The organism is Nitratidesulfovibrio sp. 1201_IL3209 (assembly GCF_036763125.1).
Taxonomy (GTDB): domain Bacteria; phylum Desulfobacterota; class Desulfovibrionia; order Desulfovibrionales; family Desulfovibrionaceae; genus Cupidesulfovibrio.
The window spans coordinates 1-26,796 of the sequence record NZ_JBAIYT010000029.1 but is presented as its reverse complement, the minus strand read 5'-3'; the positions used below and the strand labels follow the sequence as shown (position 1 = coordinate 26,796).

The 26,796-nt window shown below is 69.9% G+C and carries 27 protein-coding genes and 1 pseudogene; 13 read left to right on the top strand and 15 right to left on the bottom strand.

Features of this window, described 5'->3' with window-relative positions; genetic code table 11:
* Positions 1 to 31: 31 nt before the first annotated feature.
* Together V6B97_RS13140 and V6B97_RS13135 are read right to left on the bottom strand one after the other, a co-directional pair.
* Positions 32 to 2,707: a small ribosomal subunit Rsm22 family protein gene (locus V6B97_RS13140; RefSeq protein ID WP_333506956.1), complete on the bottom strand. Its 2,676-nt coding sequence runs from the start codon at positions 2,705 to 2,707 to the stop codon at positions 32 to 34.
* A gap of 427 nt (positions 2,708 to 3,134) precedes the next feature.
* Positions 3,135 to 5,042: an ASKHA domain-containing protein gene (locus V6B97_RS13135; RefSeq protein WP_333506955.1), complete on the bottom strand. Its 1,908-nt coding sequence runs from the start codon at positions 5,040 to 5,042 to the stop codon at positions 3,135 to 3,137.
* A 225-nt stretch (positions 5,043 to 5,267) separates the two neighbouring features.
* Between V6B97_RS13135 and V6B97_RS13130 the strand changes: the two genes are divergently transcribed.
* Together V6B97_RS13130 and fliM are read left to right on the top strand one after the other, a co-directional pair.
* The gene (locus V6B97_RS13130; RefSeq protein WP_333506954.1) at positions 5,268 to 5,735 is read left to right on the top strand and encodes a hypothetical protein; all 468 of its coding nucleotides are present in this window, start codon (positions 5,268 to 5,270) and stop codon (positions 5,733 to 5,735) included.
* A gap of 272 nt (positions 5,736 to 6,007) precedes the next feature.
* On the top strand, positions 6,008 to 6,988 hold the full coding sequence (fliM, locus tag V6B97_RS13125; protein WP_333506953.1) for a flagellar motor switch protein FliM: 981 nt from the start codon (positions 6,008 to 6,010) through the stop codon (positions 6,986 to 6,988).
* Between the two features lie 191 nt (positions 6,989 to 7,179).
* Here fliM and V6B97_RS13120 read toward each other — a convergent pair whose 3' ends face one another.
* The 10 genes from V6B97_RS13120 to V6B97_RS13075 form a co-directional block, all read right to left on the bottom strand.
* Positions 7,180 to 8,046 carry a tRNA pseudouridine synthase A gene (locus tag V6B97_RS13120; RefSeq protein WP_333506952.1) on the bottom strand — a complete coding sequence of 289 codons (867 nt, stop codon included), beginning with the start codon at positions 8,044 to 8,046 and terminating at the stop codon, positions 7,180 to 7,182.
* A gap of 3 nt (positions 8,047 to 8,049) precedes the next feature.
* The gene (locus V6B97_RS13115; RefSeq protein ID WP_333506951.1) at positions 8,050 to 8,958 is read right to left on the bottom strand and encodes a MotE family protein; all 909 of its coding nucleotides are present in this window, start codon (positions 8,956 to 8,958) and stop codon (positions 8,050 to 8,052) included.
* Positions 8,915 to 9,355, bottom strand: a complete 441-nt coding sequence (gene fliJ, locus V6B97_RS13110; RefSeq protein ID WP_333506950.1) for a flagellar export protein FliJ — start codon at positions 9,353 to 9,355, stop codon at positions 8,915 to 8,917. Before fliJ ends, V6B97_RS13115 begins: the two co-directional genes overlap by 44 nt.
* A 123-nt stretch (positions 9,356 to 9,478) precedes the next feature.
* Positions 9,479 to 10,234 (bottom strand): adenosylcobinamide-GDP ribazoletransferase, encoded by a 756-nt coding sequence (locus V6B97_RS13105; protein ID WP_333506949.1) that lies wholly within the window; start codon positions 10,232 to 10,234, stop codon positions 9,479 to 9,481.
* A complete protein-coding gene (locus V6B97_RS13100) occupies positions 10,231 to 11,118 on the bottom strand; it encodes an SAM hydrolase/SAM-dependent halogenase family protein (protein ID WP_333506948.1) in 888 nt (295 codons plus the stop codon). The genes V6B97_RS13105 and V6B97_RS13100 overlap by 4 nt, the downstream gene beginning before the upstream one ends.
* Positions 11,119 to 11,434: 316 nt before the next feature.
* On the bottom strand, positions 11,435 to 12,130 hold the full coding sequence (locus V6B97_RS13095) for a redox-sensing transcriptional repressor Rex (protein WP_083818067.1): 696 nt from the start codon (positions 12,128 to 12,130) through the stop codon (positions 11,435 to 11,437).
* A 64-nt stretch (positions 12,131 to 12,194) separates the two neighbouring features.
* Entirely contained in the window at positions 12,195 to 12,524 is a 330-nt protein-coding gene (locus tag V6B97_RS13090) for an ATP synthase F0 subunit C (RefSeq protein ID WP_333506947.1), read from the bottom strand.
* Positions 12,525 to 12,579: 55 nt separating this feature from the next.
* Positions 12,580 to 13,281 (bottom strand): F0F1 ATP synthase subunit A, encoded by a 702-nt coding sequence (gene atpB, locus V6B97_RS13085; protein WP_333506946.1) that lies wholly within the window; start codon positions 13,279 to 13,281, stop codon positions 12,580 to 12,582.
* 4 nt (positions 13,282 to 13,285) lie between these two features.
* Positions 13,286 to 13,720 carry an ATP synthase subunit I gene (locus tag V6B97_RS13080; protein ID WP_333506945.1) on the bottom strand — a complete coding sequence of 145 codons (435 nt, stop codon included), beginning with the start codon at positions 13,718 to 13,720 and terminating at the stop codon, positions 13,286 to 13,288.
* The gene (locus V6B97_RS13075; protein ID WP_333506944.1) at positions 13,689 to 13,967 is read right to left on the bottom strand and encodes an AtpZ/AtpI family protein; all 279 of its coding nucleotides are present in this window, start codon (positions 13,965 to 13,967) and stop codon (positions 13,689 to 13,691) included. The genes V6B97_RS13080 and V6B97_RS13075 overlap by 32 nt, the downstream gene beginning before the upstream one ends.
* A gap of 245 nt (positions 13,968 to 14,212) precedes the next feature.
* Here V6B97_RS13075 and V6B97_RS13070 point away from each other — a divergent pair, with 245 nt between their 5' ends.
* Together V6B97_RS13070 and V6B97_RS13065 are read left to right on the top strand one after the other, a co-directional pair.
* On the top strand, positions 14,213 to 14,695 hold the full coding sequence (locus V6B97_RS13070) for a pyridoxamine 5'-phosphate oxidase family protein (RefSeq protein WP_333506943.1): 483 nt from the start codon (positions 14,213 to 14,215) through the stop codon (positions 14,693 to 14,695).
* Between the two features lie 192 nt (positions 14,696 to 14,887).
* Positions 14,888 to 15,400: a cytochrome c family protein gene (locus V6B97_RS13065; RefSeq protein ID WP_333506942.1), complete on the top strand. Its 513-nt coding sequence runs from the start codon at positions 14,888 to 14,890 to the stop codon at positions 15,398 to 15,400.
* Positions 15,401 to 15,523: 123 nt separating this feature from the next.
* Here the strand turns inward: V6B97_RS13065 and rlmD are convergent, their stop codons facing one another.
* Complete coding sequence (rlmD, locus tag V6B97_RS13060; RefSeq protein ID WP_333506941.1) at positions 15,524 to 16,978, bottom strand: 23S rRNA (uracil(1939)-C(5))-methyltransferase RlmD; 1,455 nt, start codon at positions 16,976 to 16,978, stop codon at positions 15,524 to 15,526.
* 232 nt (positions 16,979 to 17,210) lie between these two features.
* Between rlmD and V6B97_RS13055 the strand changes: the two genes are divergently transcribed.
* Entirely contained in the window at positions 17,211 to 17,351 is a 141-nt protein-coding gene (locus tag V6B97_RS13055) for a hypothetical protein (RefSeq protein WP_333506940.1), read from the top strand.
* Positions 17,352 to 17,560: 209 nt separating this feature from the next.
* On the opposite strand, the gene rfbA is transcribed toward V6B97_RS13055, so the two are convergent.
* Positions 17,561 to 18,439 carry a glucose-1-phosphate thymidylyltransferase RfbA gene (rfbA, locus tag V6B97_RS13050; protein ID WP_333506939.1) on the bottom strand — a complete coding sequence of 293 codons (879 nt, stop codon included), beginning with the start codon at positions 18,437 to 18,439 and terminating at the stop codon, positions 17,561 to 17,563.
* Between the two features lie 649 nt (positions 18,440 to 19,088).
* On the opposite strand from rfbA, the gene rplU reads away from it, so the two are divergent.
* The 8 genes from rplU to V6B97_RS13010 all read left to right on the top strand — a co-directional run bounded on the left by rplU (position 19,089) and on the right by V6B97_RS13010 (position 26,290).
* A complete protein-coding gene (gene rplU / locus V6B97_RS13045; RefSeq protein ID WP_007523828.1) occupies positions 19,089 to 19,397 on the top strand; it encodes a 50S ribosomal protein L21 in 309 nt (102 codons plus the stop codon).
* 18 nt (positions 19,398 to 19,415) lie between these two features.
* On the top strand, positions 19,416 to 19,685 hold the full coding sequence (gene rpmA, locus V6B97_RS13040) for a 50S ribosomal protein L27 (protein WP_035066468.1): 270 nt from the start codon (positions 19,416 to 19,418) through the stop codon (positions 19,683 to 19,685).
* A 227-nt stretch (positions 19,686 to 19,912) separates the two neighbouring features.
* Positions 19,913 to 21,028 carry a GTPase ObgE gene (gene obgE / locus V6B97_RS13035; protein ID WP_333506938.1) on the top strand — a complete coding sequence of 372 codons (1,116 nt, stop codon included), beginning with the start codon at positions 19,913 to 19,915 and terminating at the stop codon, positions 21,026 to 21,028.
* Between the two features lie 47 nt (positions 21,029 to 21,075).
* Positions 21,076 to 22,263 (top strand): glutamate 5-kinase, encoded by a 1,188-nt coding sequence (proB, locus tag V6B97_RS13030; RefSeq protein ID WP_333506937.1) that lies wholly within the window; start codon positions 21,076 to 21,078, stop codon positions 22,261 to 22,263.
* A 60-nt stretch (positions 22,264 to 22,323) separates the two neighbouring features.
* Positions 22,324 to 23,169, top strand: coding sequence for a bifunctional hydroxymethylpyrimidine kinase/phosphomethylpyrimidine kinase (gene thiD, locus V6B97_RS13025; RefSeq protein WP_333506936.1), 846 nt, complete (start codon positions 22,324 to 22,326; stop codon positions 23,167 to 23,169).
* Between the two features lie 364 nt (positions 23,170 to 23,533).
* On the top strand, positions 23,534 to 24,835 hold the full coding sequence (locus tag V6B97_RS13020) for a HAMP domain-containing sensor histidine kinase (RefSeq protein ID WP_333506935.1): 1,302 nt from the start codon (positions 23,534 to 23,536) through the stop codon (positions 24,833 to 24,835).
* Complete coding sequence (locus V6B97_RS13015) at positions 24,804 to 26,042, top strand: PAS domain S-box protein (RefSeq protein WP_333506934.1); 1,239 nt, start codon at positions 24,804 to 24,806, stop codon at positions 26,040 to 26,042. Before V6B97_RS13020 ends, V6B97_RS13015 begins: the two co-directional genes overlap by 32 nt.
* Positions 26,039 to 26,290, top strand: a complete 252-nt coding sequence (locus V6B97_RS13010) for a hypothetical protein (protein ID WP_442935489.1) — start codon at positions 26,039 to 26,041, stop codon at positions 26,288 to 26,290. Before V6B97_RS13015 ends, V6B97_RS13010 begins: the two co-directional genes overlap by 4 nt.
* 385 nt (positions 26,291 to 26,675) lie before the next feature.
* Here the strand turns inward: V6B97_RS13010 and V6B97_RS13005 are convergent.
* Positions 26,676 to 26,796, bottom strand: a pseudogene (locus V6B97_RS13005) (IS1595 family transposase); the annotation flags it as partial.

Here is a 26,796-nt window from a genome sequence, read left to right as displayed (position 1 = left end):
CCCCCGGCCCGGAAGTTTTCGTCGGGCCGGACTAGTCGTCGCGCCGGGGCTTGCGCCGCCGGGAGTGGTGCTGGCCCGCGTTGTCCGGGCGGTCGTCCCGCCGGTCATCTCGACGCTCATCCCGCCGATCGGGACGACGGTCCGTGCGCTGGTCGGCCTGCGGACCGGGGCGGCGGTCGCCGCGCTGGTCGCCGTTGCGTTTCCCACGTCCGGTTCGTTCGGACTGGTTGCCCGGACGGGCCTGCTGCGGGCGCTGCTGCCCCCCGTCACGACGGTCTGCGGGACGACGTTCCTCGGTGCGTCGGTCTTCGGCGCGGCGATCGTCGGCACGGCGCGGGGCGCGGCCGTCGCCGCCGGGCTTGCCTTCCCGGTCGAAGTGACGGCGCGGCTTGCCCTTGAGGCCTTCGTCGGGGCGCTGCCGGCCCCCGAAATCGCGCGGCGCGTCAGGCCGGGCGTCGGGGTGGCGTTGGCCGCCCCGTTCACCCCGTTCGCCCCGCTCCACCCTGTCCATCCGGTCGGGGCGGCGCTCGTGGCCGCGTTCCTGATTGCCGTCCTGCCGCGGGCCGCGCGGCTGCCGGTCATGATCGGCCCGGCCGTCCCGCCGTCCTGCCTGGTCGGCGTCGTGCCGCTGGCGGCGGGCATTGCCGAAGGGGCGCTGCGGGCGGCCCTGTGCGCGCTGCTGGCCGTCGCGTTCGCCCTGTGTCCGTCCCCGGCCTTGGCCATGTTGTCCCCGCCGTGCGGACGGCGCGGCCTCGGCCGCCTCGTCCCATGCATTCAGGGCGCGCCGGGCCGTGGCGTTGGGGCCGTGCCCCTCTTGCCCGGCAGCATCCTGCCCGCCGCGCCGTGGACGGCGGTTGGCCCATTGGCCGTGCTGGTTGTCCTGCTGGCCTTCCTTGCGGGAGGCGCGCTGCCCGTCAGGGTGATGTTCTCTCCGTGCAGCGCGCTGCCCGTCGGGCTGACGTTCTTTCCGGGCAGCCTGCTGTCCGTCGGGATGACCGGCGCCCCGTCCGGCCTTGCGCATGCCGGTGCTTCCCCCGCGCCCGGTGCGCCCGGCCCGCCTGTCACCCGGTTCCGCGCGGTTGCCGAAATCATCGGGCAGGCCGCCCTGGCGGCGGGAGCCGTAGCCCATTCCACCGGATTCACTCATGAAGCCGCCATCGAAATGCGCACCGGCTCCACCGTCGTGGGTGCGGCCGCGCCGCGCGGCGAAGCGGGGTACCCCGCGCCGTTGCGCGGCCCTGCCCCCGTGCGGCTGGTTTGGCTGGTTGGCGAACATCTGGCCGTAGGTCTGCCCGTGGTCCGGCCCGTCGGCACGGTTGCCGTCGGGTTCGGACGGGTCGTGCCCGTCATGCCCGTCATGCTTGCCGAAATCGCCGTCGTCTCCCGCCCCGGCCCCGGCTGCACCGGGCGTATCCCACTGCGGGGCTCCTTCCATCAGGAAGGCGGGCTGCATGTCGTCCTCGTCGCCCAAACCACCGGGCATTTGCGCCGCACGGCCCGCAACCTTGCCCCGCGCGGGCTTGCCTCTGGAGTCCTTGCCCGCCGCGCCCGCGTTCCCGGGTTCCCGGCCAGGCGGGGTCCATTCCAGTTCCAGCGCGCCGGACTTCCGGTCGCGGCGCTCCACCTCGGGCCAGGTAATCTCGATGGCCGTGCCGGAATGCACCTGGCGCGCGTCGTGCAGCAGGGCCAGCCCCCGCTCGGAGCAGGCGTAGCGCGCGGGTTCGCGGCGGCCTGGCAGCGGGAAGGCGTCGGAAATGATGCGGATGGTGTCGCGCGGCGGCGCCACCTTGTCCGCCTCGCCCAGCAGCACGAAGGACAGGCTGGCCGTGCCCTTTTCCAGCTTGGCCCGACGGCTCAAGTCTTCCAGCCACGCGGGCGCGCCCTGGATGGGGAAGGTGAAGTGGCACCAGCCGCCCGCGCCGCCCTGTTCCAGCAGGGGGCACTGGTCGTGGTGGGGGCAGGGGGCCAGCGGGGCCAGCCCCACCTCCATGGCCGCGCGGCGGAACTGGGTGACGTAGCGCGCCCCCAGCCGCGTGCCCGGCTCGATGACCAGTATGCGGCCGCCGTGGGCCAGCGCGGACCCGGCCATCTCGGCCAGTTCTTCCATGCGGTAGTCCAGCGGTTCGTCGCGGCGGGGCTTCAGTTCGTTCAGCACGTTGCCCGCCAGGATCAGCGCCGCGTCGCCGCGCGCCTCCTTCAGGGCCGCCTCCATGGGGGCGCGCAGGGTGCGCAGCGCCCAGGGCGATTCCTCGCCCGCGATGACCTGCAACAGATCGCGGCCCACCTCCAGCGGGTGGGGGGCGATGTCCGCGCACAGGAAGGTCAGCGGCAGGCCGCGCAGGTCGGGCCGGGCCAGCCACAGGGCCAGCGGCAGGGTCAGCGGGCCGCTGCCCAGGTCGAGGATCAGCGGGCGCTCCAGCAGGGCGTCGCGGTCCACCAGTTCCAGCGAGGGCAACAGGCGGCCAAGGCGCACCAGGTTCCACGGCATGAAGTAGCGCAGGTAGGCGGAAAGCAGGCGCGGGGCCGCCCAGTACGGCTCGGAGAGCGCGCCGCGCTCGCTGGTGAGCATTTGCGACAGGTCGCGGATGGCCATGGGCAGGTCGCGTCGGTGCGCGGTGCGCAGCGGGGCCACGGTGTCCAGCGCCGTGGGCAGGGATTCCAGGCGCTGCCGGTATTCCGGCGACAGGGCGGCGAAAAGATGGTGCATGCGAAGTCCGTTGGTTGGGTGCCGGCGTTGCCGGCGATGCATGGGCTGCCGCGCGTGCGGGGCGCGCGCGGGGTGCGGCCCTCGCCGGATCCGGGCGTGCCGGGGCGGGGCCGGTGTCGTGGCGCCCTGGATGATGGCCGGGCGCGGGTGCGGGCGGCTGTCGGCAACGTGCCGCCCGGTGCCGCCCGGATCGGGAAGTCGCGGAATCGGGGGAGCGGCGGGCGCGTGGCCGGCCGGGCTCCCGGTATTCAGGTGTCGCTCGTGGTCTCGCATGCCCGGAACATGTTCCGGGACATGCAGGGGGTACGCCGCCCGTGTGCCCGGCTCCCGCTCCCCCTGTCCGGAGACGCGGCATGGCCGGGGCGCGGGGAGAACGGTGCCGGTACGGGGCGCTCAGGCCCGCCGTGCGGGCATCGTTGCCGGGCCGTCAGCGAAAGCGCATGTGGCGCAGGAACGCGGCGGCGAAGTCGCTGGCGGCAGCCAGGTCCACCACGCGGCAACCCGCGCGCCAGGCGGCGATGCGCCCGCGCAGTTCCGGCCGGAGCAGCAGCAGTTCGGCCCCGCGCAGCGAGGCGTTGCCCACGGCCCGTGTGCGTCCGGCCACTCCGGCGGGCAGGAATCCCAGTGTTTCGAGGTCATCGGGGCGGGCGTGTTCGCCCAGCGCCCCGGCAAGGTACACGGCGTCCAGCGCCGTTCCGGGCATGCCGGCTTCCGCCAGCAGCCGTTCGTAGGCCAGGGAGAAGGCGGCCTTCACCTTCAGCACCTCTTCTACGTCGCCCGCCGAAAGATGCAAGCCCCCCGGCAGGGGCAGGCGCCGTTCGCCGCGCACCTCGACCAGCGAGGTGGCAAGGCGGCGCGCCAGCGGGGAATGCGGTTCCATCACGAAGCGGCCGTCTTCGTCAAGCAGCCCGGCGCGCAACAGCACCCGGAGCAGCGAAAGATACCCCGTGCCGCACAGGTGGGTGGGGGCGGCGGGCGTGGCGTCGTCCTCGGGCAGCACGGTGGGGGCGAGCCCGGCGGGGCCGAGGGTGAAGGCCGCAATGGCCCCCGGCTGGGCCACCCCGCCGCAGGACAGGCCGATGCCTTCCAGCGCCGGGCCAAGGGCCACGCTGGTCACCAGGGCGCTGTCCGGCCCGGTGGCCAGCACGAATTCGCCGTTGGTGCCCAGGTCCGCCAGCAGGAAGGGGAAGCGGGGAGGGGCGGATTCCGCTGGCGGGACCGGCGGGAGGACGCCCGGCGCGGACAATATCCCGCCATCCGGCTCAGACAATATCCCGCCACCCGGCGCGGCCGCGAGCCCGCCGTAGAGCAAGGCGGCCATGCCCGCCGCCACGTCGCCGCCCACGAAAGGCGCGGGCTGCGGGGGAATCCACACCTCGGGCACGGCGGCCATGTCGGCCAAGTCGGCCAAGTCGGCCGGTTCCGGCAGGGCTTCCGCCGTGCCGCCCGCGTAGTCCAGCCGGTAGGGGGCGGCGGCCAGGCCGGACACGTCGCGGCCCAGCAGGATGGCGGTCATGGCCGTGTTGCCCGCCACGCACAGCCCGCGCACCGGGCCGGGCAGCCCGGCGGCGATGCGGCCCACGGCGGCCAGGGTCAGGCGGCGCAGGGCGGCCAGCCCGGCGGGGGACGAGGCCACGGCCAGGCGGGACATGACCTCGCTGCCCGCGCCCATCTGGGGGTTCAGTTCCGCGCCGTGGGCCACGCGGCGGCCGTCCGGAGCCAGGGCCGACCAGTGCAGGGTGGTGGTGCCAAGGTCGATGGCCAGCAGCAGGGGGGTGCCGGTTGCGAGGCAGGGGGCTGCCCCGGCTGTCTGAGACATTCCGGGCGGGGGGGCGTCCGCCACCCGCGTGCGGCGTGGGGCCGCTCCGGCGGGCAGGGTGAAGGCCATGCCGCCATCGGGAGGGACGCCCGTATCCCTTGGGTGCGGCGGGGCGTGGCGGCACAACAGCCGCCAGCCGTCGGTCAGTTCCGGCCCGGAAAAATGGGCTTCGTCGGCGGGGAGGGGCGCCGGGGTCCCACGGGTGAAACGCGCCGCGCAACGCCCGCAGCGGCCCAGGCCGGAACACAGCGCGGGCGGGTCCACCTGGCCGCTCATCCACACCAGTTGGGCCAGGGTGGCGGCCGGGACCGCCGCGTCGCCATCCCGGCCGTCTCGAACAGCGGAGCCGCCCATGTCCTGGGAGCCGCCCGGACCCGCAGGCAGGGGCAGGCGCAGGGTGCGCCCGTCCGGCAGGGTCACCTCGGCCACGGCCCGCGGCGCGTCCGTTCCGGCGGGCGTCCCGGCCATGCGCGCGGCCGGGCGTGGGGGTGATTTCGGCGGGGATTGGGGGGACATGCGGCTCCCTGGCCTGGTTCCGGGAATGGCTTCTTGCCTGCAACTGCCTCAAGACGCTGCATATGGCAAGGGGCCACGGCCTTCCGGCCCCGGCGGGCCGGGTACCCCCGGTTTGGCATTCCGCGGGCGCGGAACGTGGCGCGTTGGCGGTTATCATTGCATATTCGATAACAGTCCTGTATGGTTAGATGGATATCTCGGATTTCTGCGAAAGGGGTTTCGGGCATGGAACTCGTGCTTGGCGCGGTGGTCGGTTTTCTGCTGCTGGTGATGGTGCTGGTTTCGACCCAGCGCTCCAAGGCCGCGCACGAGGAACGCCTGCGCCAACTGCACGCCCGGCGCCGCGCGCTGGCCGTGGACTTGCGCAAGTTGCAGGAAAACATGCAGCAGTTGAAGATCGTGGAGCACGAACTGCGCCGCAAGCTGGCCGAGGCCGACGAGCGCGCCAGCCGCGAGGTGGAGGTGCGCAGGCAGCGCGAGGCGCGCCAGCAGGCAATCCGGTTCGGCAGCATTCTCGACGTGCTGCTGCACGAGCGGCTTCTGTCCGCCGAACAGTTGGCCAAGGCCCGCAGCTACAAGGACCAGACCCGCTCGCACTACCCGCTGTCCGAAATCGTGACCATGTTGGACTACGTCAAGGCCGACGTGGTGCAACGCATGCGCCAGCGCTACCCCAAGCTGTCCGACGAATAGCCGGGGCGGCGGCCCGCCGGGTCGCCCGTGGCCCAGCGCCCCGGCCATTGGGGACGTCCGCTCCGCGCGCGCCCGTTCCGTCTCCCCGCGCGCTTGGCGCTCATCTTGCATGAAAAACGGTGACGGCAGGATTCTCCCTCTTCCGGCCAGATGTTCCCCAAACCGGCCAGATTCCCGCTGACCCGGCCAGGCCCATGCGGCCGCTTGACCCGGCCCGCCGTCGCTGCCACTATCCGGCCATTACGCACCCACGCGCGAGGAGCCCGCACCACATGAACAAGATTCTGGCGCAGGACGAGGTCGATGCACTGCTTCGCGGCCTTTCCGGCGGCGAGATAGAGAGCGAGACCGACATCCCCGAGGACGACTCGGGCATCGTTCCGTTCGACCTCGCCAACCAGGACCGCATCATTCGCGGCCGCATGCCGGTTCTTGAAATCGTCAACGACCGGTTCGCGCGGCTGTGCACCAACGCGCTGTCCAACACGGTGCGCAAGCGGGTGGAGCTGAACCCCATCTCCATCGACATGACCAAGTTCGGCGATTTCATGCGCTCGCTGCCGGTGCCCACCAGCATCAACATCTTCAAGATGGAGCCGCTGCGCGGCAACGCCATCATCGTGGTGGACTCGCGCCTGGTCTTCGCCCTGGTGGAGAACTTCTTCGGCGGCGCGGGCAGCCAGCCCAAGATCGAGGGCCGCGAATTCACGCGCATCGAGCAGGCCATCGTGGACCGGGTGATCAAGATCGCCCTGGACAACATGGAAGAATCGTGGCGGCCGGTGCACGACGTGAGCCTGGAACTGGTGCGCTCCGAGATCAACCCGCAGTTCGCGGCCATCGTGCCGCCCAGCGACGTGGTGGTGGTGATCACCTTCGAGGTGGAACTGGAAACGGCCATCGGCTCCATGGTCATCTGCCTGCCGTACGCCACCATCGAACCCATCCGTTCCAAGCTGCACGCCAGCTTCCAGACCGAACGCCTGGAAGTGGACCACGCCTGGGTCTCGCGCCTGAAGGAACGGCTGCTGGAAACCCCGGTGAACCTCAAGATACGCTTCGGCGAAACCAAGATCACCGGCAACCAGTTGCTGCGGTTGCAGGTGGGCGACGTGCTGCTGCTGGACACGGACACCGACGACCTGCTGGAGTGCACCGTGGAAGGTGTGACCAAGTTCTGGGGCATTTCCGGCACGGTGAAGGCCAACAAGGCCTTCCAGATCATCAACGAAGAGGAGCCGCGCTATACCTGACGCGCGGCGGCCCGCCACGCGCGGGACATGCAGGAAGAACGGCGGCGCGCCCGAAAGGGTGCGCCGTCTTGCGTCGCGGGAGAAGGCAGGAGCGGCGGATGCGGCCAAATCTGGCTGGACGCGGCCGGGTGCGGGAAGATGCGAGAGGACGCGCGTGGACGCGGGCGCCACGCCGTTTCCCGCGCATGCGCTCAATAGCGCACGCGGGTCAGGGTCAGTCCCTGCGCCGGGGCCGTGGCGGGGGCCGCCTTGCGGTCGCGGGCGGCCAGCACGGCGGGCACGTCGTCCGGGTGCAGCCTGCCGCGCCCCACGGCCACCAGCAGGCCCATCATGTTGCGCACCATCTGCTTGAGAAAGCCGTCAGCCTCGAAGTCCCAGGCGATGACGCGCGCCGCCTCCGGGGGGGCGGTGGCGTCGGGGTCCATGGCCGGCAGCGTCAATGGGAACGGGGGGAACGGGGGGAGCGGGGGCAGCGAGGGAGGGCCGGGCAGGGGATCGCCTTCGTACCGGCGGGCCACCGTGGTCACGGTGCGCACGGTGGTGGCGATGTCGGTGCCGGTGTTCTGGAAGCTGGCGAAATCATGCGTGCCGTGCAGGTGCGCGGCGGCGGCGTCCATAGCGCTCAGGGCGTCCGGGTCCAGCGGCCCCGTGGCCCAGACGAAGGGGGCCAGCCGGGGCGGCACCCAGCGCCGGGTGGGCCACAGGCGGTAGGTATAGGTCTTGCCGCGCGCGCTGAACCGGGCATGGAAGTCGTCGGGCACGCGGGTGACGGCGACCACGGCGATGTCGTCGGGCAGTCCGGCGTTGAAGGCGCGCTGCCAGTCCAGGTCCGCCTTGTGGTCGGGCACGTCCATGTGGGCTACCTGGGCTTCGGCGTGCACGCCCGAATCGGTGCGGCCCGCGCCGTGCACGCGCACTGGCGCGCCCACGACGCGCTCGGCGATGCGTTCCAGTTCGCCCTGCACGGTGCGCGGCCGGGACCGGCCGACACAGGCCTGGATCTGCCACCCCGCAAGGTGGGTGCCCACGTAGGACACGGTCAGCGCGAGACGGGCCATGCGCTATTCGAGGGGCAGTTGCATGCGGGTGAGCGCCTCGGACAGCTTGGCGGCCTTTTCCGCCTGCACGTAGGTCAGGATTTCGCCCGCCTGCCTGCCGCGCATGCCCGCCAGAATCCTGACGGCGATCTTCTCGTCCAGGGTTTCCAGCACGGCCGCCGCCTGCTTGGCCTTCATGTTGGTGTACACGTCCACCAGATGGCGCAGCTTCTCGTCCTTCATGCCCTGCGCGTCCTTGAGCATGGTCTGGATGCGCGCCTCAAGGTCCTGCATCTGGGCCAGCTTGGCGTCGATCTGCTGCTCCAGGCTCTTCAGTTCCTGCTCGCGGCGGTTCAGGTCTTCCTGGCGGCGGTTCAGGTCGTCGCGGGAAAGCTGGTTGGCGGCGGCGCCCGTGCCTGCGGAGGCGGGGATGGCCGGGGTGGCGGGCGGCACGGCGGCCGGAGCGGGCTGGGCTTCGGCGGCCCAGGCCGTGCCGTCGCGGGTCATGCGGTTGCGCACGTCGTTGACGGCGGGCGTGGCTGGGAAGAGGGACGGCGCGGGAGCGGCGGCGACAGCGGAGACGGCGGCGACGGTAGCGACGGGGGCCGCCGGATCGGCGGGTGCCTGCCTGGCCGCCGCCGGAGACGCCAGGCCCGTGATCCGGGCGATGTCCGCCGCCAGCGGCAGGTCCAGCGAGCCGCCGGACTGGCCACCGGCCTGGCTGGTGGTCTGGCCGGCGGCCTGACCGAGGGACGGAACCTGCGCGCCGGGCGCCGTGGCCACCACGGCGGGTGCGGCGCCCGTGGCGAACGGCCACGGCTGTTCCAGGGCAAAGCCCGCCAGCAGCGCCACCTTGAGGGCGGCGGCGGCGATGAGCCAGCGGCAGAGCCTAGAAAGACGGAGGCTCGAAGCGAAGCGTTGCGGTTTCGTCATAGGTACGCTGTTCGCGGAGGAGTTCGTCGTGCGCATGGCGGGCCGCCTGTTTTTCCTTGAGCTTTTCCAGCAGGTTGCGTTCCTGAGATTTCTTTACCAACTCGGCGCGGGCCTGTTCCGCCATCTGGGCCAGCATGCGCAGGCGCAGTTCGGCGTGGGTCAGGTCTTCGCGCAGGCCGCGCAGGAAGTTGCGTTGCAGCCAGAGTTCGTCGCGCGAGAGGCGCGCGTCTTCGTACAGTTTCCGCTCCGCTTCGGCAATGGCCGCGCGCACCGCGTCCACCTGGCGCTGCTGCGCCTCGTGGGCGGCCTTGGCGCGGGCGAAGGCCAGCTTGGCCTGTTCCTCCAACTGTTCCCGGTAGTCGAGAACCTGTTGCAGGCGGAAACGGAACGGGGGCATGGAGGGTCCCTTGGCGGTTGTTGCCGGTGCGGCGGCGTCGGAATGTCGCCGCGCCGCGACCGGTGCCTCCGGAATAGCAAATACCGGGCCGCATGCGCCGGGTGGCTGGCGCGGCGGCGTCGGCTAGGCCAGTATGGTGCCCAGCAAGGCCGAGAGTTCGCCCAGGATGATGCACGCCCCCAGGAAATCGCCGTTCAGGCCGCCCTCGCGCCGGGCCAGCGAGGCCAGCCAGGCCACGGTGCAGGCGCAGGGCAGGGCGGCGGCCAGCACGGCGGGCGGCCCGGCCAGGGCCACGCCGGTGGCGGCGGCCACTCCGGCGCAGAACAGCACGGCCGTGTGGGTGGCCCCGGCCGAGGTCAGGCGGCCCAGGGTGGAACGGGTTCCGGCGGGCACGCAGGCCGCCAGCACCACGCAGGAGGCGCGGCCCAGCACGGGAGCCCATACCAGCGCCCCGGCCCGGTCCATGGCGATGACCTCGTGGGCCAGCACCACCTGCCCCAGCACCCCGAAGACGATGCCCAGCACCCCGAAGGCCCCGATGCGGCTGTCCTTCAGGATGTCCCAGAACCGGTCGCCGGTGGCGGAACTGCCCCAGGCGTCCATGAGGTCGGCCCAGCCGTCCCAGTGCAGCCCGCGCGTGGCCCACAGCAGCAGGGCCGCGTAGCCCAGGGCCTGCACCCATGGGTGCCCGCCGAGCAGCCCCAGCAGGAACGGCCCGGCGCAGACCAGCCCGGCCAGCAGCCCCACCAGCGGGTAGTGGGCCACCCCGGCGGCCATTTCCGCGTCGGTGGCGGCACGGGCCGGGGCAAGGCGGGTCAGGAAGCCCGTGGACAGGGCAAAGGCGCGCCACTGGGCGGCCAGCAGGGGGGCCAGCCTCACCGGCAGTCCTCCAGCAGCACTTCCATGCCCGGTTGCAGCCAATGCCGCTCGGCGGCGGAGGCCTTGTCCGCCGCCAGTTCCATGTAGCCCTGGCTGCCCGCCACCAGGCCGGTGCGGCCGGAAGGGATGTCCGCATAGGTTGCGGCGCGGGCGATGTCGATCAGGGTGCCGTCGGGCAGGTGCAGGCGGCAGGCGGCCAGCCAGTCCCATTCGCGCAGGGAGAGGTTCAGCACCACGTTGCCGAAGCGGTCCACGTGCAGCACGGCGGCGTGCACGCCGTCCGCCTCGCGCCGGGGCATGGCCCACGGCGGGCGAGCGAGGTCGGTGGGCAGCACGGGGTCGCCGAAGGCGGCCGGGGATTCGCCCCCCGCCAGGCGCGCGGCCAGCGGGGCCAGCACGTCGCGGCCGTGAAAGGTGGCGCTTTGCGGTTCCGGCAGGCGGGCCGGGTCCAGTCTGCGCAGCACGGCGTCGATCCGGGCTTCCGCGGCCAGGTGCAGCAGGCCGTTGTCCGGGGCCAGCATCACCTGTCCGCCCGTCTCCATGGAAACGAGGCCGCGCGGCGTGCCCACGCCGGGGTCCACCACGCAGATGAAGATGGCTCCGGGCGGAAAGTGCGGATGGCTGGCGGCCAGGAAGAAGGCGGCGGTCTCCACCCGGTGGGGCGGCACGCCGTGCGAGATGTCGATGACCGGCACGGCCGGGGCCAGCCGGTGCAGTACGCCCTTGAGCTGGCCCACGTACGGGTCGTCCAGCCCGAAGTCGGTCAGCAGGGCGAAGCAGCGGGCATGGGCGCGGGGTCTGGCCGACGCGGCGGAGGACGGGACCGTTGCGGCAGGCGGGCAGGACGGGCCAGATGAGGCGGACGGGCGATGTGGGGTGTCCATGGGCGCTCCGTGGTTGTGGAGGGAGGCGGGACGGTCCGCGCGCGGTGTGGGGCATGGCGCGGTATCGGACGCCGCGCCAGGGCACGCCCGGCGGGCGGCATGGTTGTACCCTAGCGCGGGCGCGGCGCGACCACAAGCGGGGCGGGGCTGGCCGGGGTCTCCGCTTGGGTGCGTTTTTCCGCCTTGCCGTGGCGGTCCTTCAAACCACGGAACCCGCTGTGGGGCTGCGATGGCTCACAACCACGGAACCCGCCTTGCGGCGGGTTCCATGGCGCAGCGGTGAACGGCTGCGGAGCGTGAGCGGGGTACGAGCGGATCAGCGGTTGGCGCGGTCGAAGGTGATGTTGAACGACAGCGCGTAGAGGTGGTGGAAGAAGTCCACGTATTCCACGAACACGTCGTCCGGCACCGTGATGCGCGCGGGCGCGAAGTTGAGGATGCCCTTGATGCCCGCGTCCACCAGGTGGTTGGCGGCGCGCTGGGCGCGTTCCGGCGGCGTGGTGATGATGCCGATCTCCACGTCGAGGTCGGCCACCTTTTCCTTCAGCCGCTTGGTGCACACCACTTCAAGGCCGGAGACTTCCTCGCCGATCTTGAAGGGGTCGCAGTCGAAGGCGCCCACGATGTGGAAGCCCCGCAGCTTGAATTCCTTGTGGTTCAGCAGCGCGCGGCCAAGGTTGCCCACCCCGACGAGCACGGTGCGCCATTCGCGGTTCACCCCGAGAACGCTGGTGATGGATTCGATGAGGCTCTTGACGTAATACCCCACGCCACGCACGCCGAATTCGCCGAAGTAGGCGAGGTCCTTGCGGATTTGCGAGGCGTTGACGTTGCACGCCTTGGCCAGCGGTTCGGAGGATATGACGTCGGTCCCTTCGCGCAGCAGGTTTTCCAGCACCTGCACGTAGACGGCAAGGCGCTGGATGGTGGCGCGGGGAATGTGTTCGCTCTTGGGGGTCTGCATGGCTTGATTCGTCTCTCGTTTGGCGGATGTCGTACGGCGAGCCGCCATAATGCTGAAAAAGGAGGCCGTTTGCAACGGCCTCCTTCCGTACTGTCGAAACGAGGCTCGCGAACTAGCCCACGAAGGGGTTGGCGACGAGCAGGATCAGGTTGACGACGAGGGCGTAGATGGCGAGAGATTCGATGAAGGCCAGGCCCAGGATCAGGGTAACCATGATCTTGCCGCCCGCTTCGGGGTTGCGCGCGGTGCCTTCGCAGGCAGCCTTGAGGCCCATGCCCTGGCCGAGGCCGCAACCGGCGGCGGCGATGGCCATGCCGAGGGCGGCGGCGAGGCAGGTCAGGCCCAGCGCGCCGGCGTCCATCTTGCCATCGGCGGCGAAGGCAAGGGCGGCAAAGGACATCAGGGCCACGGTGTTCAGGGCGATCATCAGAAACTTGCGCATGACAAACTCCTCTTAGCGTATGGTTGTTTTGGTCGGTTGACCATTCCCTTCGAGATTAATGGGCGTGTTCGAACGCGCCCTTCAGGTAGATCATCGTCAGCATGAAGAAGATGAACGCCTGGAGAACCTTGGCGATCATGAACAGGAAGTAGACCGGGATGGTGCCCACGAGGGGGGCCATCAGGAAGAAGAGGACGAGAACGATTTCCTCGCCGCGGATGTTCCCGAACAGACGCAGCGTCAGCGAAAGCGGGCGCGCGGTGTGCGAGATGAGTTCCAGCGGCAGCATCAGCGGCGAAAGCCACCACATGGGACCCATGAAATGCTTGATGTAGCCCGGGCCCCAGCGTTTGACGCCCTGATAGTTGTAGTACAGGAACACGAAGACGGCCATGGCAGCGTTGGTATTCACGTTGGCCGTGGGCGCGTCGCAGCCGGGCACCAGGCCCAGCAGGTTCTGGAACAGGATGAACAGGAAGATGCCGCCGAGCAGCGGGAACACCTTGCGTCCATCCTCGCCGATGTTGGTCACGACGAAGTCTTCAAGACCTCCTATGACCACCTCGAAAACGTTCTGTATGCCGCCGGGCACCAGTTTCAGCCCGCCACGGACCAGAAGGCCCAGGCTGAACAGGACGGCCATGGCACACCACGTGTAGAAGACATGCTTGAACTCGACGGTCGCTCCACCGATGGTCACCTCGTCCACATGCAGCAGCGTGGACCAGAGTACCGGATGCGGCAATCCACCAGCCATTCCCTTACGCCTCCTTCACTTTTTGTCCTGCGCCCCTGGCTATTCCCCACGCGGCGATGCTGAGAACGCACGTGGACAGCCCCGCCAGCAGCGCGGAGACAGAGACCTTTAGCCATACGATCAGGCCGAAGAGGACCAGACCGGTAAGCAGCAGCCGACCGTAGAATCTGAACATGAGCCCGGCCGCCATGGCGCGCGTGTAGGGCATGAAGACGATGCCCTGCACGAACCTGGCCAAGGCGTAGAAATTGAAGGTCGATAGCGCGGCCCCCACGCCGAACCACAACCCCCAGTCCCAGAGAGGCGCGCACGCGACCCCGGCAAGCAACGACGCCCCCGAAACCAGGATCTGGCAGCGCAGCAGCAAGCGGATTTCCGCAGCGCGGAATCCCTTGTGCCACAGCCATTCATCCGTCTTTCGGGCCAAACTTTTCAGCATCTTCCTTGTCCTGGGCCTTGAGGAGCCTCCGCGAGTCAAGCCAGACGTTCTTGAACCCGGCGACGATGCCGAGAATCAGGAACACCCCGGTGAGCCACGGCTTCGTTCCCAACCAACGATCAAGATACCAGCCCATCGCAAGGCCCACCACCGTGGCCGACACCATGTGCAGGCCGATGACCCCGGCGGTGGAAATGGCGTCGAGGTATTTCTTGTCGTTGATTTTGAACCAATCTTTGAAGAACATAGGCACCGTCCCGTGGCTGCCGCGCCCGTTCCGGAGCGGGCGGCCGCATGGGGCACTTCGTGCAAACGTTCACAAGTCGGCACGTGTCTACCACAGCCGCCGGTGGGCGTCAACGCGCGGGGACGGAGTTCGTGAAAAAATTCCCCATCGAAGTGCCGGACATGTTTGCTGATTGCCTGAACAATTCAACAGCGGAAGGGCGGTGCCGCGAGGTTCGCGGGCACGCGGCCGCATCCGGAGGAATCATGCGCCACAAGGACAGGGAAGTGACCGATGCGGGTGAGATCTGGGCGGCCGTGGCCGCCAGCCCGTGGATGACCGTGGCGCTGTGCGACGGCGACGAGCCCTACGCGGTGCCGCTGTCGTTCGGGGTGGCGGACGGCGCCATCTATTTCCACTCCTCGCGCAAGGGGCACAAGGTGGAGTTGCTGCGGCGCGGCGGCACGGCCTGCTGTTCGTTCGTGCCGTACGCCGAGGTGGTGCGGCCGCCGGACGGCACGGGGTGCAGGTATTCCATGCGCTTCACGAGCGTGCTGGCCTGGGGGCGGCCCCAGGAACTGCACGACCCGGCCGACGTGGCCGTGGCGGTGCGCGCCCTGCTGAGCGCGGTTCGCGACCCGGATGCCCCGGTCAATGAGGCGGCGGTTGCGAAGACGGCCTTCTTCCGGCTGGTGCCGGAACGGATGACCGGTGCGCGTTACGAGAAGCCGGGCGCGTCCGGAGGATAGGGCGCGCCGGGCGAATCGGCGGCAGGGGGGCGCGTCGCGGCCGCCGGTCGGCGCGCCTTCCTGCCCGGCGACGAAGCCACGCGAAACCATTCAAGAAGGCTGGACTGTGCGGTTGTAACGCGATACCAATGCGCAACGCCGTATCGAACGTGCCGTCGTGCCGAACCGCCGGAACCGATTCTGGGGGATGCCATGCGCCTGACCGAGCCTGCCGTTGCGTGCCGCCATCTGCCTGCCGTCCTGCCCATCCTGCTGCCGGTCTTTCTGCTTCTGCTGTTGACCACCCCGGTCTTGACCACCCCGGCCCTGGCCGCCGGGGAACGCACCTACGTGGGCACCGACGCCTGCGCCCCCTGCCACGCCGACCAGCACGCCACCTTCCGCAAGTACGCCAAGAAGTCCAAGTCCGCCCACAGCGTGAAGGTCATGTCCTCCAAGCTGACCCGCGAGGAAGTGCAGGGCTGCTACGCCTGCCACACCACCGGCTACGGCAGGCCGGGCGGATTCGTCAGCTTCGAGGCCACCCCCCATCTGGCCGACGCGGGCTGCGAGGTCTGTCACGGCCCCGGCTCCGCCCACGTGGATTCGGGGGGCGACGTTGCGCTCATCGACAAGCCCACCATGGAGGGCTGCGTGGTCTGCCACAACGAGCAGCGGGTGCGCAGTTTCAATTTCAAGCCGCTGTTGCATGGGGGCGCGCACTAGGCGTCTCTATTCAGCGAATGAAAACGCCCGCCGCATGGTCAGCACCATGGGCGGGCGTTACTTTTTGGGGGGCTGGAGGGAGGGGGGCGGAACGGTTACCGCCGTCCCCGTTCCTGCGCGGCCCTACGCTTCCGCGCGGATCAGCAGGGCCACGCATTCCACGTGGGGCGAATGGGGGAACAGGTCCACGGGGCGCGCCTCTTGCAGCGCATACCCGCGCGCGGCGAACAGGGCCACGTCGCGGGCCAGGGTGGCCGGGTTGCACGAAACGTACACGATGCGCTCGGGCCGGTGGGCGGCCACGGCCTCCACCACGTCCTCGTGCAGGCCCGCGCGGGGCGGGTCCACCACCACGATGCGCGGGGATGCGCCCTCGCCCGGCCGTTCGCGGCGCAGGCTGGCGCGCACGTCGCCGGAAACGAAGGAACAGTTCAGGATGTTGTTGCGCGCGGCGTTGGCGCGGGCGTCGTTGACCGCCTCCGGCGTGATCTCGAAGCCGCGCACCGCTCCGGCCGTGCGGGCCAGGTGCAGGGCGATGGCCCCCACGCCGGAGTACAGATCCCACACCGTGTCGTCGGGACCGGCGGCGGCCATGCGGCGCGCTTCGTCGTACAGCAGGTTGGCGGCGGCGGTGTTGGTCTGGAAGAAGGAGTCCGGCCCCAGCAGCAGGTCGTTGCCGCCCAGGCGTTCGGTCAGCACGGCGTCGCCGTCCACGGCCAGCACCCGTTCGCCGTAGGCCACCTGTTCCGGGTCCAGGCGCAGCGAATGCACCACGCCGGTCACCTCGGGAAAGCGGGCGCGCAGCGCTTCGGCCAGGCGGGACACGGCCTGCGCCGCGCCGGGGTGTCGCCCGGTGATGCACTGGACCATGCACTGGCGTCCCTGACGGCCCGGCCCGGCGCCTCCCGTGGATTCGTTCCCGGACGGGGTTCCGGTTGCGGCCTCGCGGCCCAGTTCCGGCTCGCGCACCACCAGGAAGCGCCAGAAGCCGTCCTGCCTGCGGTCGTCCCAGCCGGGCAGGCCGCTTTCGCGGGCCAGGTCGCGCACGGCGGCCACGACGGCCACCGTGAGCGGGGTCTGCAGGTGGCATTCGGCGATGTCCACCACCGCGCGCGAGGCGCGGCGGCGCAGGCCCAGGCGCAACTGCCCGTCGCGGTCCTGGCTGAAGGCGAATTCCATCTTGTTGCGGAAGCCGCGCTGGGCGGGCGAGGCCAGGATGGGCAGCACGTTGGCGTCGCGCAGGCCGCCGATGCGCCCCAGCGCGTCGACCACGAAGCGTTCCTTCCAGCGCAACTGCTCGGCGTAGGGCAGATCCTGCCAGGCGCAGCCGCCGCAATCGCCGAAGTGGGCGCAGAACGGGGCGCACTGGATGGGCGAAGGTTCGAGCACGGCGTCCAGCGTGGCCTCGGCGAAGCGGCGCTTCACCGTGGTCAACTTCGCCCGGACGCGCTGGCCGGGCAGGCCGCCCGCCACGAACACGACGCGGCCCTCGTGGCGGCACACGGCGCGGCCGCCCGCGGCAAGGCCGTCCACGGTCAGTTCCAGAAGGTCGCCGGGGCGGAGGGTGGTATCGGACATGGTGTCTCCATGAATATGTTGTGGATGTGGGGGCCCGGCCATGTACAGCGGGACGGCGCGCGAGGCAAGTTTCCGCCCCTTGTGCGGGAATTCACGACACGCTTGACATTTGCCGGAAAAGCGGCAAGTAATCTGCGGACCTGGAGTGTTCACGTCAATCCCCGCCCGAAACGCCGTGGCGGCCGTCTTGCGCGGCCGCGTACCGCCGCCGGGCCGCACAAGGAGTCCGGACATGCTGAACGAGCTGATTCAGAATGCGATGCACTCGACCCCGCAGGGCTTCGTGGGCGTCAGCCTGATCGCTATCTACTTCTGTGTCATCGTGGCCGCCGCGTTCTACCGCATCGGCAAGGGCGACCACATGCATCATTAGGGGGGGCCGGGCGGCCTTGTCCGCCGGGCATCCTTCGCCGCCGCGCCGCTTCCCCTCGCCGGGGTGTTGCGGGGTTTCAGGCGCGCCGGTGCGCGCAACGCCAGTTTTCCGCAAGGGCCGTCCGTAGGGGCGGCCCTTGTCGTTTCCGCCGTTCGTTTCCGCCTTCCGGAGCCTGCCCGGCGGTGGCCCAATCCGGCCCAATCCGGCGGTCACGCCCGCAGGCGGTCCTCCATGATGTCCATCAGGTAGCGGCCGTAGTCGTTCTTCAGCATGGGGGCGGCCAGGGCGCGCAACGCGTCGTCGCCGATGTAGCCCTTGCGCCAGGCGATTTCCTCTATGCAGGCGATCTTCAGCCCCTGGCGGTCCTGCACGGCGCGCACGAACGAGGCGGCCTGGTGCAGCGATTCGAAGGTGCCGGTATCCAGCCAGGCCACCCCGCGTCCCAGGAATTCCACCGACAGGCTGCCCTCGCTCAGGTACAGGTTGTTCAGGTCGGTGATCTCCAGTTCGCCGCGCGCCGAGGGGGTGAGCCGCGCGGCCAGTTCCGGGGCGCGTCCGTCATAGAAATAGAGGCCGGTGACGGCAAAGCGCGACTTGGGCGCGGCGGGCTTTTCCTCGATGCTGACGACCTTGCACGCCGCGTCGAACTCCACCACGCCGTAGCGTTCCGGGTCGCGCACCTTGTAGCCGAACACGATGCCGCCGTGTTCCAGGGCGGAGCACTGCTCCAGCAGCGAGGACAGCCGGTCGCCGTAGAACAGGTTGTCGCCGAGGATCAGGCAGCTGGGTTCCCCGGCCAGGAAGTCGCGCGCCAGCAGGAAGGCCTGGGCCAGCCCTTCCGGGCGGGGCTGCTCTATGTAGGTGAACGAAAGGCCAAGCTGCGCGCCGTCGCCCAGCAGTTCGCGAAAGCGCGGCTGGTCCGCCGGGGTGGTGATGATGCAGATATCCCGGATGCCCGCCAGCATCAGCACCGACAGCGGGTAATAGATCATCGGCTTGTCGTACACGGGCATGAGCTGCTTGGAGACGCCCATGGTGATGGGATAGAGCCGCGTGCCGGACCCCCCGGCGAGGATGATGCCTTTCATGCCGACCTCTTCTGGTGACGTTGCCACGCGGGGCATGGCGGTGTGCATGGTAGCCGGGATGGTGCGGGAAGGGAAGGGGCGCGCGCGCCGGGGCGGACCACTCTGGAAAGGCTTGGGCGGGAGGGCAATAAAAAAGACGGCCTGCGCCGTCTGGTTGGCCCCGCGTGCGGGGCTTGCCGGTGTGCTCGCGTTTTTGGTGGTCCGGGGGGAACAGCCTTGGGGGAGGGCCTTGGTGCGGGGTTCCCCCCGGACGCGAGACGAGACACACTCGAGAAGTGATATACCTCCGGAACCATGGGGCGTCTGTTAGAAATTTCGCGGCGTGCGGGCAGGTGGGGCGGTGAGTGGTTGCTGCCAGGCAGCATCGTTGGAAAAAGCGGAAAATCCGGCAAGGGCGTGGTGCGCGGCCCGAATGCGGAAGGGGGGAATCCCGACCTTGCGGGACGGATGGGCGTGTGCTATCGACTTCGGCCCCGCATGCCGGGGGCTCGCGCGCCGGGTATGCACGCCCCGGGACGCGGCGCGCACGGCCGTCCGCGCGGATTTTTCCGAACGTTGCCGGGGTCCGGCGGCGCATGATGCCATTCCGGGGTTGACTTCCTGCCCCGAATGAGGATAAGTCAGCCCTCTCTCGTCATGGAGGTTACGAATGTACGCGATTATCGAAACGGGTGGCAAACAGTTCCGCGTCGAGGAAGGCGCCAAGATCTTCGTCGAGAAGCTCGAGGCCGAAGCCGGCAGCGAAATTGTCATCGATAAGGTTCTGATGCTGGGCGGCGGCGCGTTTTCCGTCGGCGCTCCCTATGTGGAAGGCGCGAAGGTCACCGCCGAGGTGGTCGAGCACGGTCGCGGCGAAAAGCTCATCGTGTTCAAGAAGTGGCGCCGCAACGACTCCCGCAAGAAGCAGGGCCACCGCCAGGATTTCACGGCCCTGAAGATCAAGGCCATCCAGGCCTAGCGCCAAGGAGAACACGTCATGGCACATAAGAAAGCAGGCGGCAGTTCCCGCAACGGTCGCGACAGCGCCGGACAACGCCGCGGCGTGAAGCGCTTCGGCGGCGAGCAGGTCCTGGCCGGCAACATCCTCGTCCGCCAACTGGGCACCCGCGTGCACCCCGGCGACAACGTGGGCATGGGCAGGGACTACACCCTGTTCGCCACCGTCGAGGGCACCGTGAAGTACGAAAAGTACACCCGCAAGAAGAAGGTCCAGACCCGCGTGCACGTGGTGCCCGCCCAGGCGTAGGCCCGGCCGCACATACACGTCCACGGCTTGCATTTCCGGGGCGGAAGTCGCGCAGCGTTCTTCCGCCCCTTTCGTGTTTGCCCCGCGCCCCGGCCTCGCCCCGGTTCCCTATGGTCCCGTGCGGCGCACGGGCATGCCCGATTCGCCGGGCGGGGCGGGCGGGGCGCGCCGGGACACCCCGGCGCCGCATCCAGCGCACATCCACAGCATTCAAGGCAGGCATCATCATGCGCTTCGTCGACGAAGCCACCATCACGGTTCGCGCGGGCAACGGCGGCAACGGCTGCGTCTCGTTCCGCCGCGAAAAGTTCGTGCCGCGCGGCGGCCCCGACGGGGGCGACGGTGGCGACGGCGGCAGCGTCATCCTGCGCGCCTCCTCCCGGCTGCTGTCGCTCTACGATTTCCGCCTGCAACGCACCTACGAGGCGCCGAACGGCCAAGGCGGCATGGGCAGCCAGTGCCACGGCCGCAAGGGCGACGACCTGACCGTGGAACTGCCCGTGGGCACCCAGATCTACGAGCTGACCGACGACGGCGAAACCCTGCTGGCCGACCTTTCCGATCCCGAAACGGTATTCGTGGTGGCCCAGGGCGGTCGCGGCGGCAAGGGCAACGAGCACTTCAAGTCGTCCACCAACCGCGCCCCGCGCTTCGCCCAGAAGGGCGAGGCGGGCCAGGAGCGCTCGCTGCGCCTGGAGCTGAAGATCCTGGCCGACGCGGGCCTGCTGGGCCTGCCCAACGCGGGCAAGTCCACGTTCATTTCCAAGGTGTCCGCGGCGCGGCCTAAGATCGCGGCCTATCCCTTCACCACGCTGACCCCGAACCTCGGCGTGATGATCGACGACGCCGACCCGGAACAGCGGCTGGTCATCGCAGACATTCCCGGCCTCATCGAGGGGGCGCACGCGGGGCAGGGCCTTGGCCACCGCTTCCTGAAGCACGTGGAGCGCACCCGGTTCCTGGTGCACATCCTGAGCGTGGAGGACGTGTCCCTCGAAAGTCCCGCCGGGTCCGACGGTCCTTGGAGCGGCTTCGACCTCATCAACGAGGAATTGGTGCGCTTCGACGCCGACCTTGGCGGGCGGGTGCAGTTGCAGGTGGTGAACAAGATCGACCTGCGCACCCCGGAAGAAGTGCAGGCCCTGCGTGAACGCGCCGCCGCCGACGGCCGCACGGTGTTCTTCATGTCCGCGCTTACCGGCGAAGGGCTGGAGGACGTGGTGGCCGAGATGTGGCGCATGCGCGATGCGCTGGACACCCACGAGGCTCTGGTGCGCCTGCGCGAGACCGAGGAATTCGACGAGGAAGAAAGCGACATCGAGGTGATCTGGGTGCGCGAATAGGCCCGGCGCGAGCCGGCCGCGCGCCCGCATCCCAACGGAGCGACGGCATGTCCGGACGAAACGAGGCGAAGCAGGATCAGGCGGATACGGCGGGCGACTGGCGCGCCGAGCGGCGCAGGTCGCTGACGGACGCGCGCTGCGTCGTGGTCAAGGTGGGCAGCGCCGTGCTGACCACCGGCGAAGGGCTGGACCTGGCCATGGTGGAATCGCTGGCGGCCCAGCTTTCCGCCTTGCAGGAAGGCGGGCGGCGCGTGGTGCTGGTGTCTTCCGGCGCGGTGGCGGCCGGGCGCGGCGTGCTGCGCAGCCGCTGCGAGATTTCGGGCATGCCCCACCGGCAGGCGGCGTCGGCCATCGGGCAGAGCCGCCTGATGCATTATTATGATGAAGCCTTTGCCCGGCGCGGCCGCATTTCGGCCCAGGTGCTGCTGACCCGCGACGACCTGAAGAGCCGCAACCGCTTCCTCAACGCCCGCAACACCTTTGCCGCGCTGCTCGACTGGGGGGCCATCCCCGTGGTCAACGAGAACGACACCGTGGCCGTGCACGACCTGAAGTTCGGCGACAACGACTGTCTGGCCAGCCTGTTGCTGAACATCGTGGAAGCCGACCTGTTCGTGAACCTGACCTCGGCGGGCGGCGTGTTTGTCGAAAACCCGCAGGACAACCCCGCCGCCTGCGTCATGGACTGCATCGACGACGTGCACGGGCTGGACCTTGACGGGCTGTGCGGCGGCAAGACCTCGGTGGGCACCGGCGGCATGTATTCCAAGCTGCTGTCCGCGCGGCGCGCCGCGCAGATCGGCGTGGCCACGCTCATCGTGCCCGGCCGCGAACCGGACGTGCTGACCCGCGCCTTCGCGGGCGAAGAGATCGGCACCTGGGTGCGCGCCGACGCCAGGACCGTCTCGCGCCGCAAGTACTGGCTGGCCTACCAGTCGGACCCGGCGGGCACCGTCACCGTGGACGAGGGCGCGGCCCGCGCCCTGCTGCAAGGCGGCAAAAGCCTGCTGCCCGGCGGGGTGTGCGCGGTGGAGGGGGGCTTCGGCTCCGGCGCGCTGGTGCGCGTGGCCGCGCAGGACGGCACGGTCATCGGGGTGGGGCTGTCCAACTACGCGGCGGCGGAACTGCGGCGCATCATGGGCCACAAGCGCCACGAGGTGGCGGCCATCCTGGGCGACGCGCACTATCCGGAAGTTATCCATAGGGACAACCTGCTGCTTGACGCCGTGGTCTAGCCGCGCGCAAGGCCGCGAGGATTTCACCGCACCGTTTCCCCAGACAGGATGGAACCCCGCATGACCGCACACGCTGCGCACGCCACGCCCCCCTGCATCCTGACCATCGCCGGATCCGACTCCGGCGGCGGCGCGGGCATCCAGGCCGACCTCAAGACCATGATCGCCCTCGGCGGCTTCGGCATGAGCGTCATCACCGCGCTCACGGCCCAGAACGGCCTTGGCGTCACCGGCATCCACGCCCCGGACGCGGAGTTCGTGGCGCTGCAACTGACCACCGTGCTGGACGGCTTTCCCGTGGCCGGGGCCAAGACGGGCATGCTGTTTTCCGCGCCCATCATCGAGGCCGTGGCCGACGTGCTGGACGCGCGCAAGAACTTTCCGCTGGTGGTGGACCCGGTGTCCGTGAGCCAGAGCGGCCACCGCCTGCTGCGCGAGGACGCCGTGGACGCCCTGGTGCGGCGCGTGCTGCCCCTGGCCGACCTGTTGACCCCCAACCGGCCCGAGGCGGAAATGCTGGCGGGCATGGACATCGCCACCGAAGGCGACGCCCGCGAGGCGGTGCGCCGCATCCTGTCCATGGGGCCCAAGGCGGTGCTGCTCAAGGGCGGGCACTTCGAGGGCAGCGGCGACCTGGTGGACTGGCTGGGCCTGCCCGGCGGGGATGGCGGCGAACCGGCCGTCATCGCCCTCGCCCAGCCCCGCGTGGACACCCCCAACAACCATGGCACCGGCTGCACCCTGTCCGCCGCCATCGCCACCTGCCTCGGCCTCGGCATGGAACTGATTCCGGCCGTGCAGTGCGCCCAGCGCTACCTGAACCTGTGCCTGCGCGAAAGCTACACGCCGGGCCGGGGCTTCGGCCCGCCCAACCATGCCGCGCCCCTGAGCCTGCGCGATTTCTAGGGGCTGTTTCTAAATTGTCCTTTCGCCCATTGGCTGCGTCAAACTTCGCCTGCCATATCGGTCGAATACGATAAGAGTATACTCCCTCATGGCAGGCTTGTTTTCCTTGCCAACGAACGAAAATCCTAATTTAGAAACAGCCCCTGGCGGATTGCCGTGCAGCTTTCGTCAGCGCACAGCGCCCCTCCCGCATCCTTTCTCCGTCCGCCGCCATCCCGTCCCCCCGGCTTGGAAATCTCATGGACCTGGGGTAGGCTCTGCCCGGTGCTTCCGGCACCCCGCACGGCCCGCAAGTCTTGTCCGGCATCTTCGCGTTTTTCGCGCCCGTTCCCGGCGCCACCCCGAACGCCACCACAGGACGACCATGACCCCGCCCCTGCCCACGTTCCACGCCCCCGCAGAGCGCTCGGCCGACGCCGACCTGCTGCGCCAGGCCGGTCTGTTCCGGGACCCCACCCTGGTCAGCCTGCTCGATTCGGTGACGGACATCGTGCTGATCCTGAACCGGCACCGCCAGATCGTTTTCGTCAACCGCAACCTGCTGGAACTGCTGTCCCTTGCCGACGGCGCCCACCTGCTGGGCCTGCGCCCCGGCGAACTGTTCCGTTGCGAGAACGCCTGCGACGGCCCCGGCGGCTGCGGCACGGCCGACGGCTGCCGCGAATGCGGCGCGGTAAAGGCGGTGCTGTGCGCCCTGGGCGACCAGCGCAGGGTGGAGGAATGCCGCATCACCCAGCGCAAGGGCGACGACGTGCTGGCCTACGACCTGAAGGTCTGCGCCACGCCGTTCACGCGGGACGGCGAGCGCTTCGTCATCTTCGCCATCAACGACATCAGCCATGAGAAGCGGCGGCGCGCGCTGGAGCGCATCTTCTTCCACGACATCCTGAACACGGCCGGGGGGCTGCGCAACCTGGCCCAGATGATCCTGGAAGAGGTGCCCCTGGACCTGCGCGGCGACACCATGCTCCTGCACCGCTTCTCCAACGCGCTGGTGGAAGAGATCATGACCCAGAAGCTGCTGCTGGCCGCCGAGACCGACGAGTTGCCCGTGGACCCGCAGCCGGTTGACGGGGGGGAACTGCTGCGCGACGTGGCCAACCTGTACGCGGGGCACGAGACGGCCCGGAACCGCGCCCTCAGCGTGCTGGCCTGCGCGGGCGACGCGGCCATGGTCACCGACCCCACGCTGCTCGGCCGGGTGCTGGGCAACATGGTCAAGAACGCGCTGGAGGCCACCCCCGAACAGGGCGAGGTGGTGCTCGGCTGCGACTGCGACGGGGCGTGCGTCACCTTCCGGGTGCGCAACCCCGGCTACATCCGGCCTGACGTGCAGCGCCAGATATTCCAGCGTTCCTTTTCCACCAAGGGGGCGGGGCGCGGCCTCGGCACCTACAGCATCCGCCTGCTGGCGCAGAACTACCTGAAGGGCCGGGTAGGCTTCGAGACCTCGCCCGCGGGCTGGACCGAATTCCGCGTCTGCCTGCCGCGCAACGCCTTCACCGGCGCGGCGGACGACGTGCCCGCCCCGGAGCCCGCGTGGGCGCGGGAACAGGGGCAGGCCCCCGGCGAAGGCCCGCTGTGGAAGGACAACGGCGAAGCGCACGGGCGTGACGCAACCGCATGGGGGAGCGATGACGCAGCCGCTGCGCGTACTGATCGCTGAGGACGACCCCGTCGGTGCGGCCCTGCTGAAGGGGCTGCTGGTCCGCGAGGGGCACGTGGTGCTCGGCCCCGCCGCCATGGGCGAGGACGCCGTGCGCCTGGCTCGCGACGAGCGGCCCGACGCCGTGCTCATGGACATCTGGCTGGCCGGGCGGATGAACGGCGTGGAGGCCACCCGCGCCGTCACCGCAGACTTCGACATCCCGGTCATTCTGGTCACCGGGGCCACGGAGGCCACGGACCGCGACCTCATGGATCAGGTGGCGGGCAGCGGGGCCCTCGGCTTCATGTCCAAGCCGGTCACCGGCGACGCCCTGCGCATGAACCTGCGCATCGTGCGCCGCCACACCCGCCTGCTGGCCCGCCTGCGCGACAGCGAGCAGCGCTACCGGTCCATCTTCGACAACGCCGTGGTGGGCATCTACATGGCCGACCCGGAAGGGCGCTATCTGGTGTCCAACCGGGCCTTCGCCGCAATGCTGGGCTGGTCCGGGCCGGGCGAACTGGTGTCCGGCGTGCGTTCCATGGACGAGCAGGTCTACGAGGCTCCGGGGCGGCGGCAGGAATTGCTGGCCCGCCTGCGCGCCGAAGGCACGGTGACGGGCTTCGTCTCGCAGGTGTACGGCCGCGACGGCGACCTGCTGTGGGTGTCCGAGCACTGCACCGCCGTGCACGACTGGGCCGGGGAACTGCTGCACTACGAGGGCATCGTGGTCAACGTCACCGCCCGCATCGAGGCGGAGCAGCGCTGGCGCACCACCCTCGGCATCCTGCGCAACACCATCGACGCCATGCCCGACCATGTGGTGCTGCTGGACCTGGACCGCAACGTGATCATGGCCAACGCCTCGTGGGTGCGCCACGTGTGCGGGCCGGGGGAAGCAGGGGCGGCGTCCGGCGCCACGGACCTGCCGGGAACGGCGGATGCCGCACCGGGCGCGGTCGTGGTGCGCTGCCCCGACTGCGTGGCCGAGGACGGCGGGCCCACGCCCCTGGACCGCTTCCTGCGCGAGGGCGGGCACCAGTCCGGCCCCGTGCGCCTGCTGCCCGGCGGCGAGGCGTGCACGTGCAGCGTCTCTCCCTATCGCGCGCCGGACGGCACGGTCATCGGCGCCGTGCTGGTGCTGCACCGCGACGGTGAAGGAGGCTTCGCCGGTTCCGGCCGCCTTGCCGCGCGGGCGGGCATGGCGGATCGCCAGGGGGCATGATGCGCAAGCATCAGTTCGCCAAGGTGGATTGCAACTGCACCCGCCGGGCCACCCACCTCAAGTGCATCCATTGCGGGGTGATGGAATACCGCAGCCTGGACGAGGCGCGCCGCATGTCCCAGGGCCAGGCCGAATGCCCGCATCCGGACGCGCCGCAGGTGCCGCCGCAGGAACGGTTCCGGGCCATGATGGGCGGTACCCTGGACTGCCTGGCCCCGGACTACGACACCCATTTCAAGGCCGACTGATCCGTATCGGGCCGGACTGGACCGGACTGGACCGGACTGGGCCGTATCGGGCCGAGCCGTTCTCCCCGCCCCGGTGGCCTCTGCCCGCCCGCCGGAACATCATCTCCAGACGCCTCCCGCTCTTTACGGATGCCTTGGCGCATTCCCGTCCCGCATGCCGGGCATGTCCCGGCGAGACCGTGCATGGCGCGGCTCCGTCCCGGCGGCGGCCGGCGGCGCGGCGCCACGGCGTGCGCCGCCGCACGGACTATAATGCTGGCTCATGCCATGGACGCGGCGGCTGCATGATGCCGGACTTGCGGTCATGGTGCGGAAGGCTTGCGATTCCTTGGGGGGCAACACCTTGGCCGGGATCGATAGGTCCGGAGCGATAGTTCTTATGGCTCTAGACCATCAGGTCTTTGTTTTTTGCTACCAGCCGTTTCATTTCGGCAATGAGTTGGGGCAGGGGCTTGTTGTAGCGCCATTCACATTCTTTGAGGTGTAATTCGAAGTTCCTCTTCACC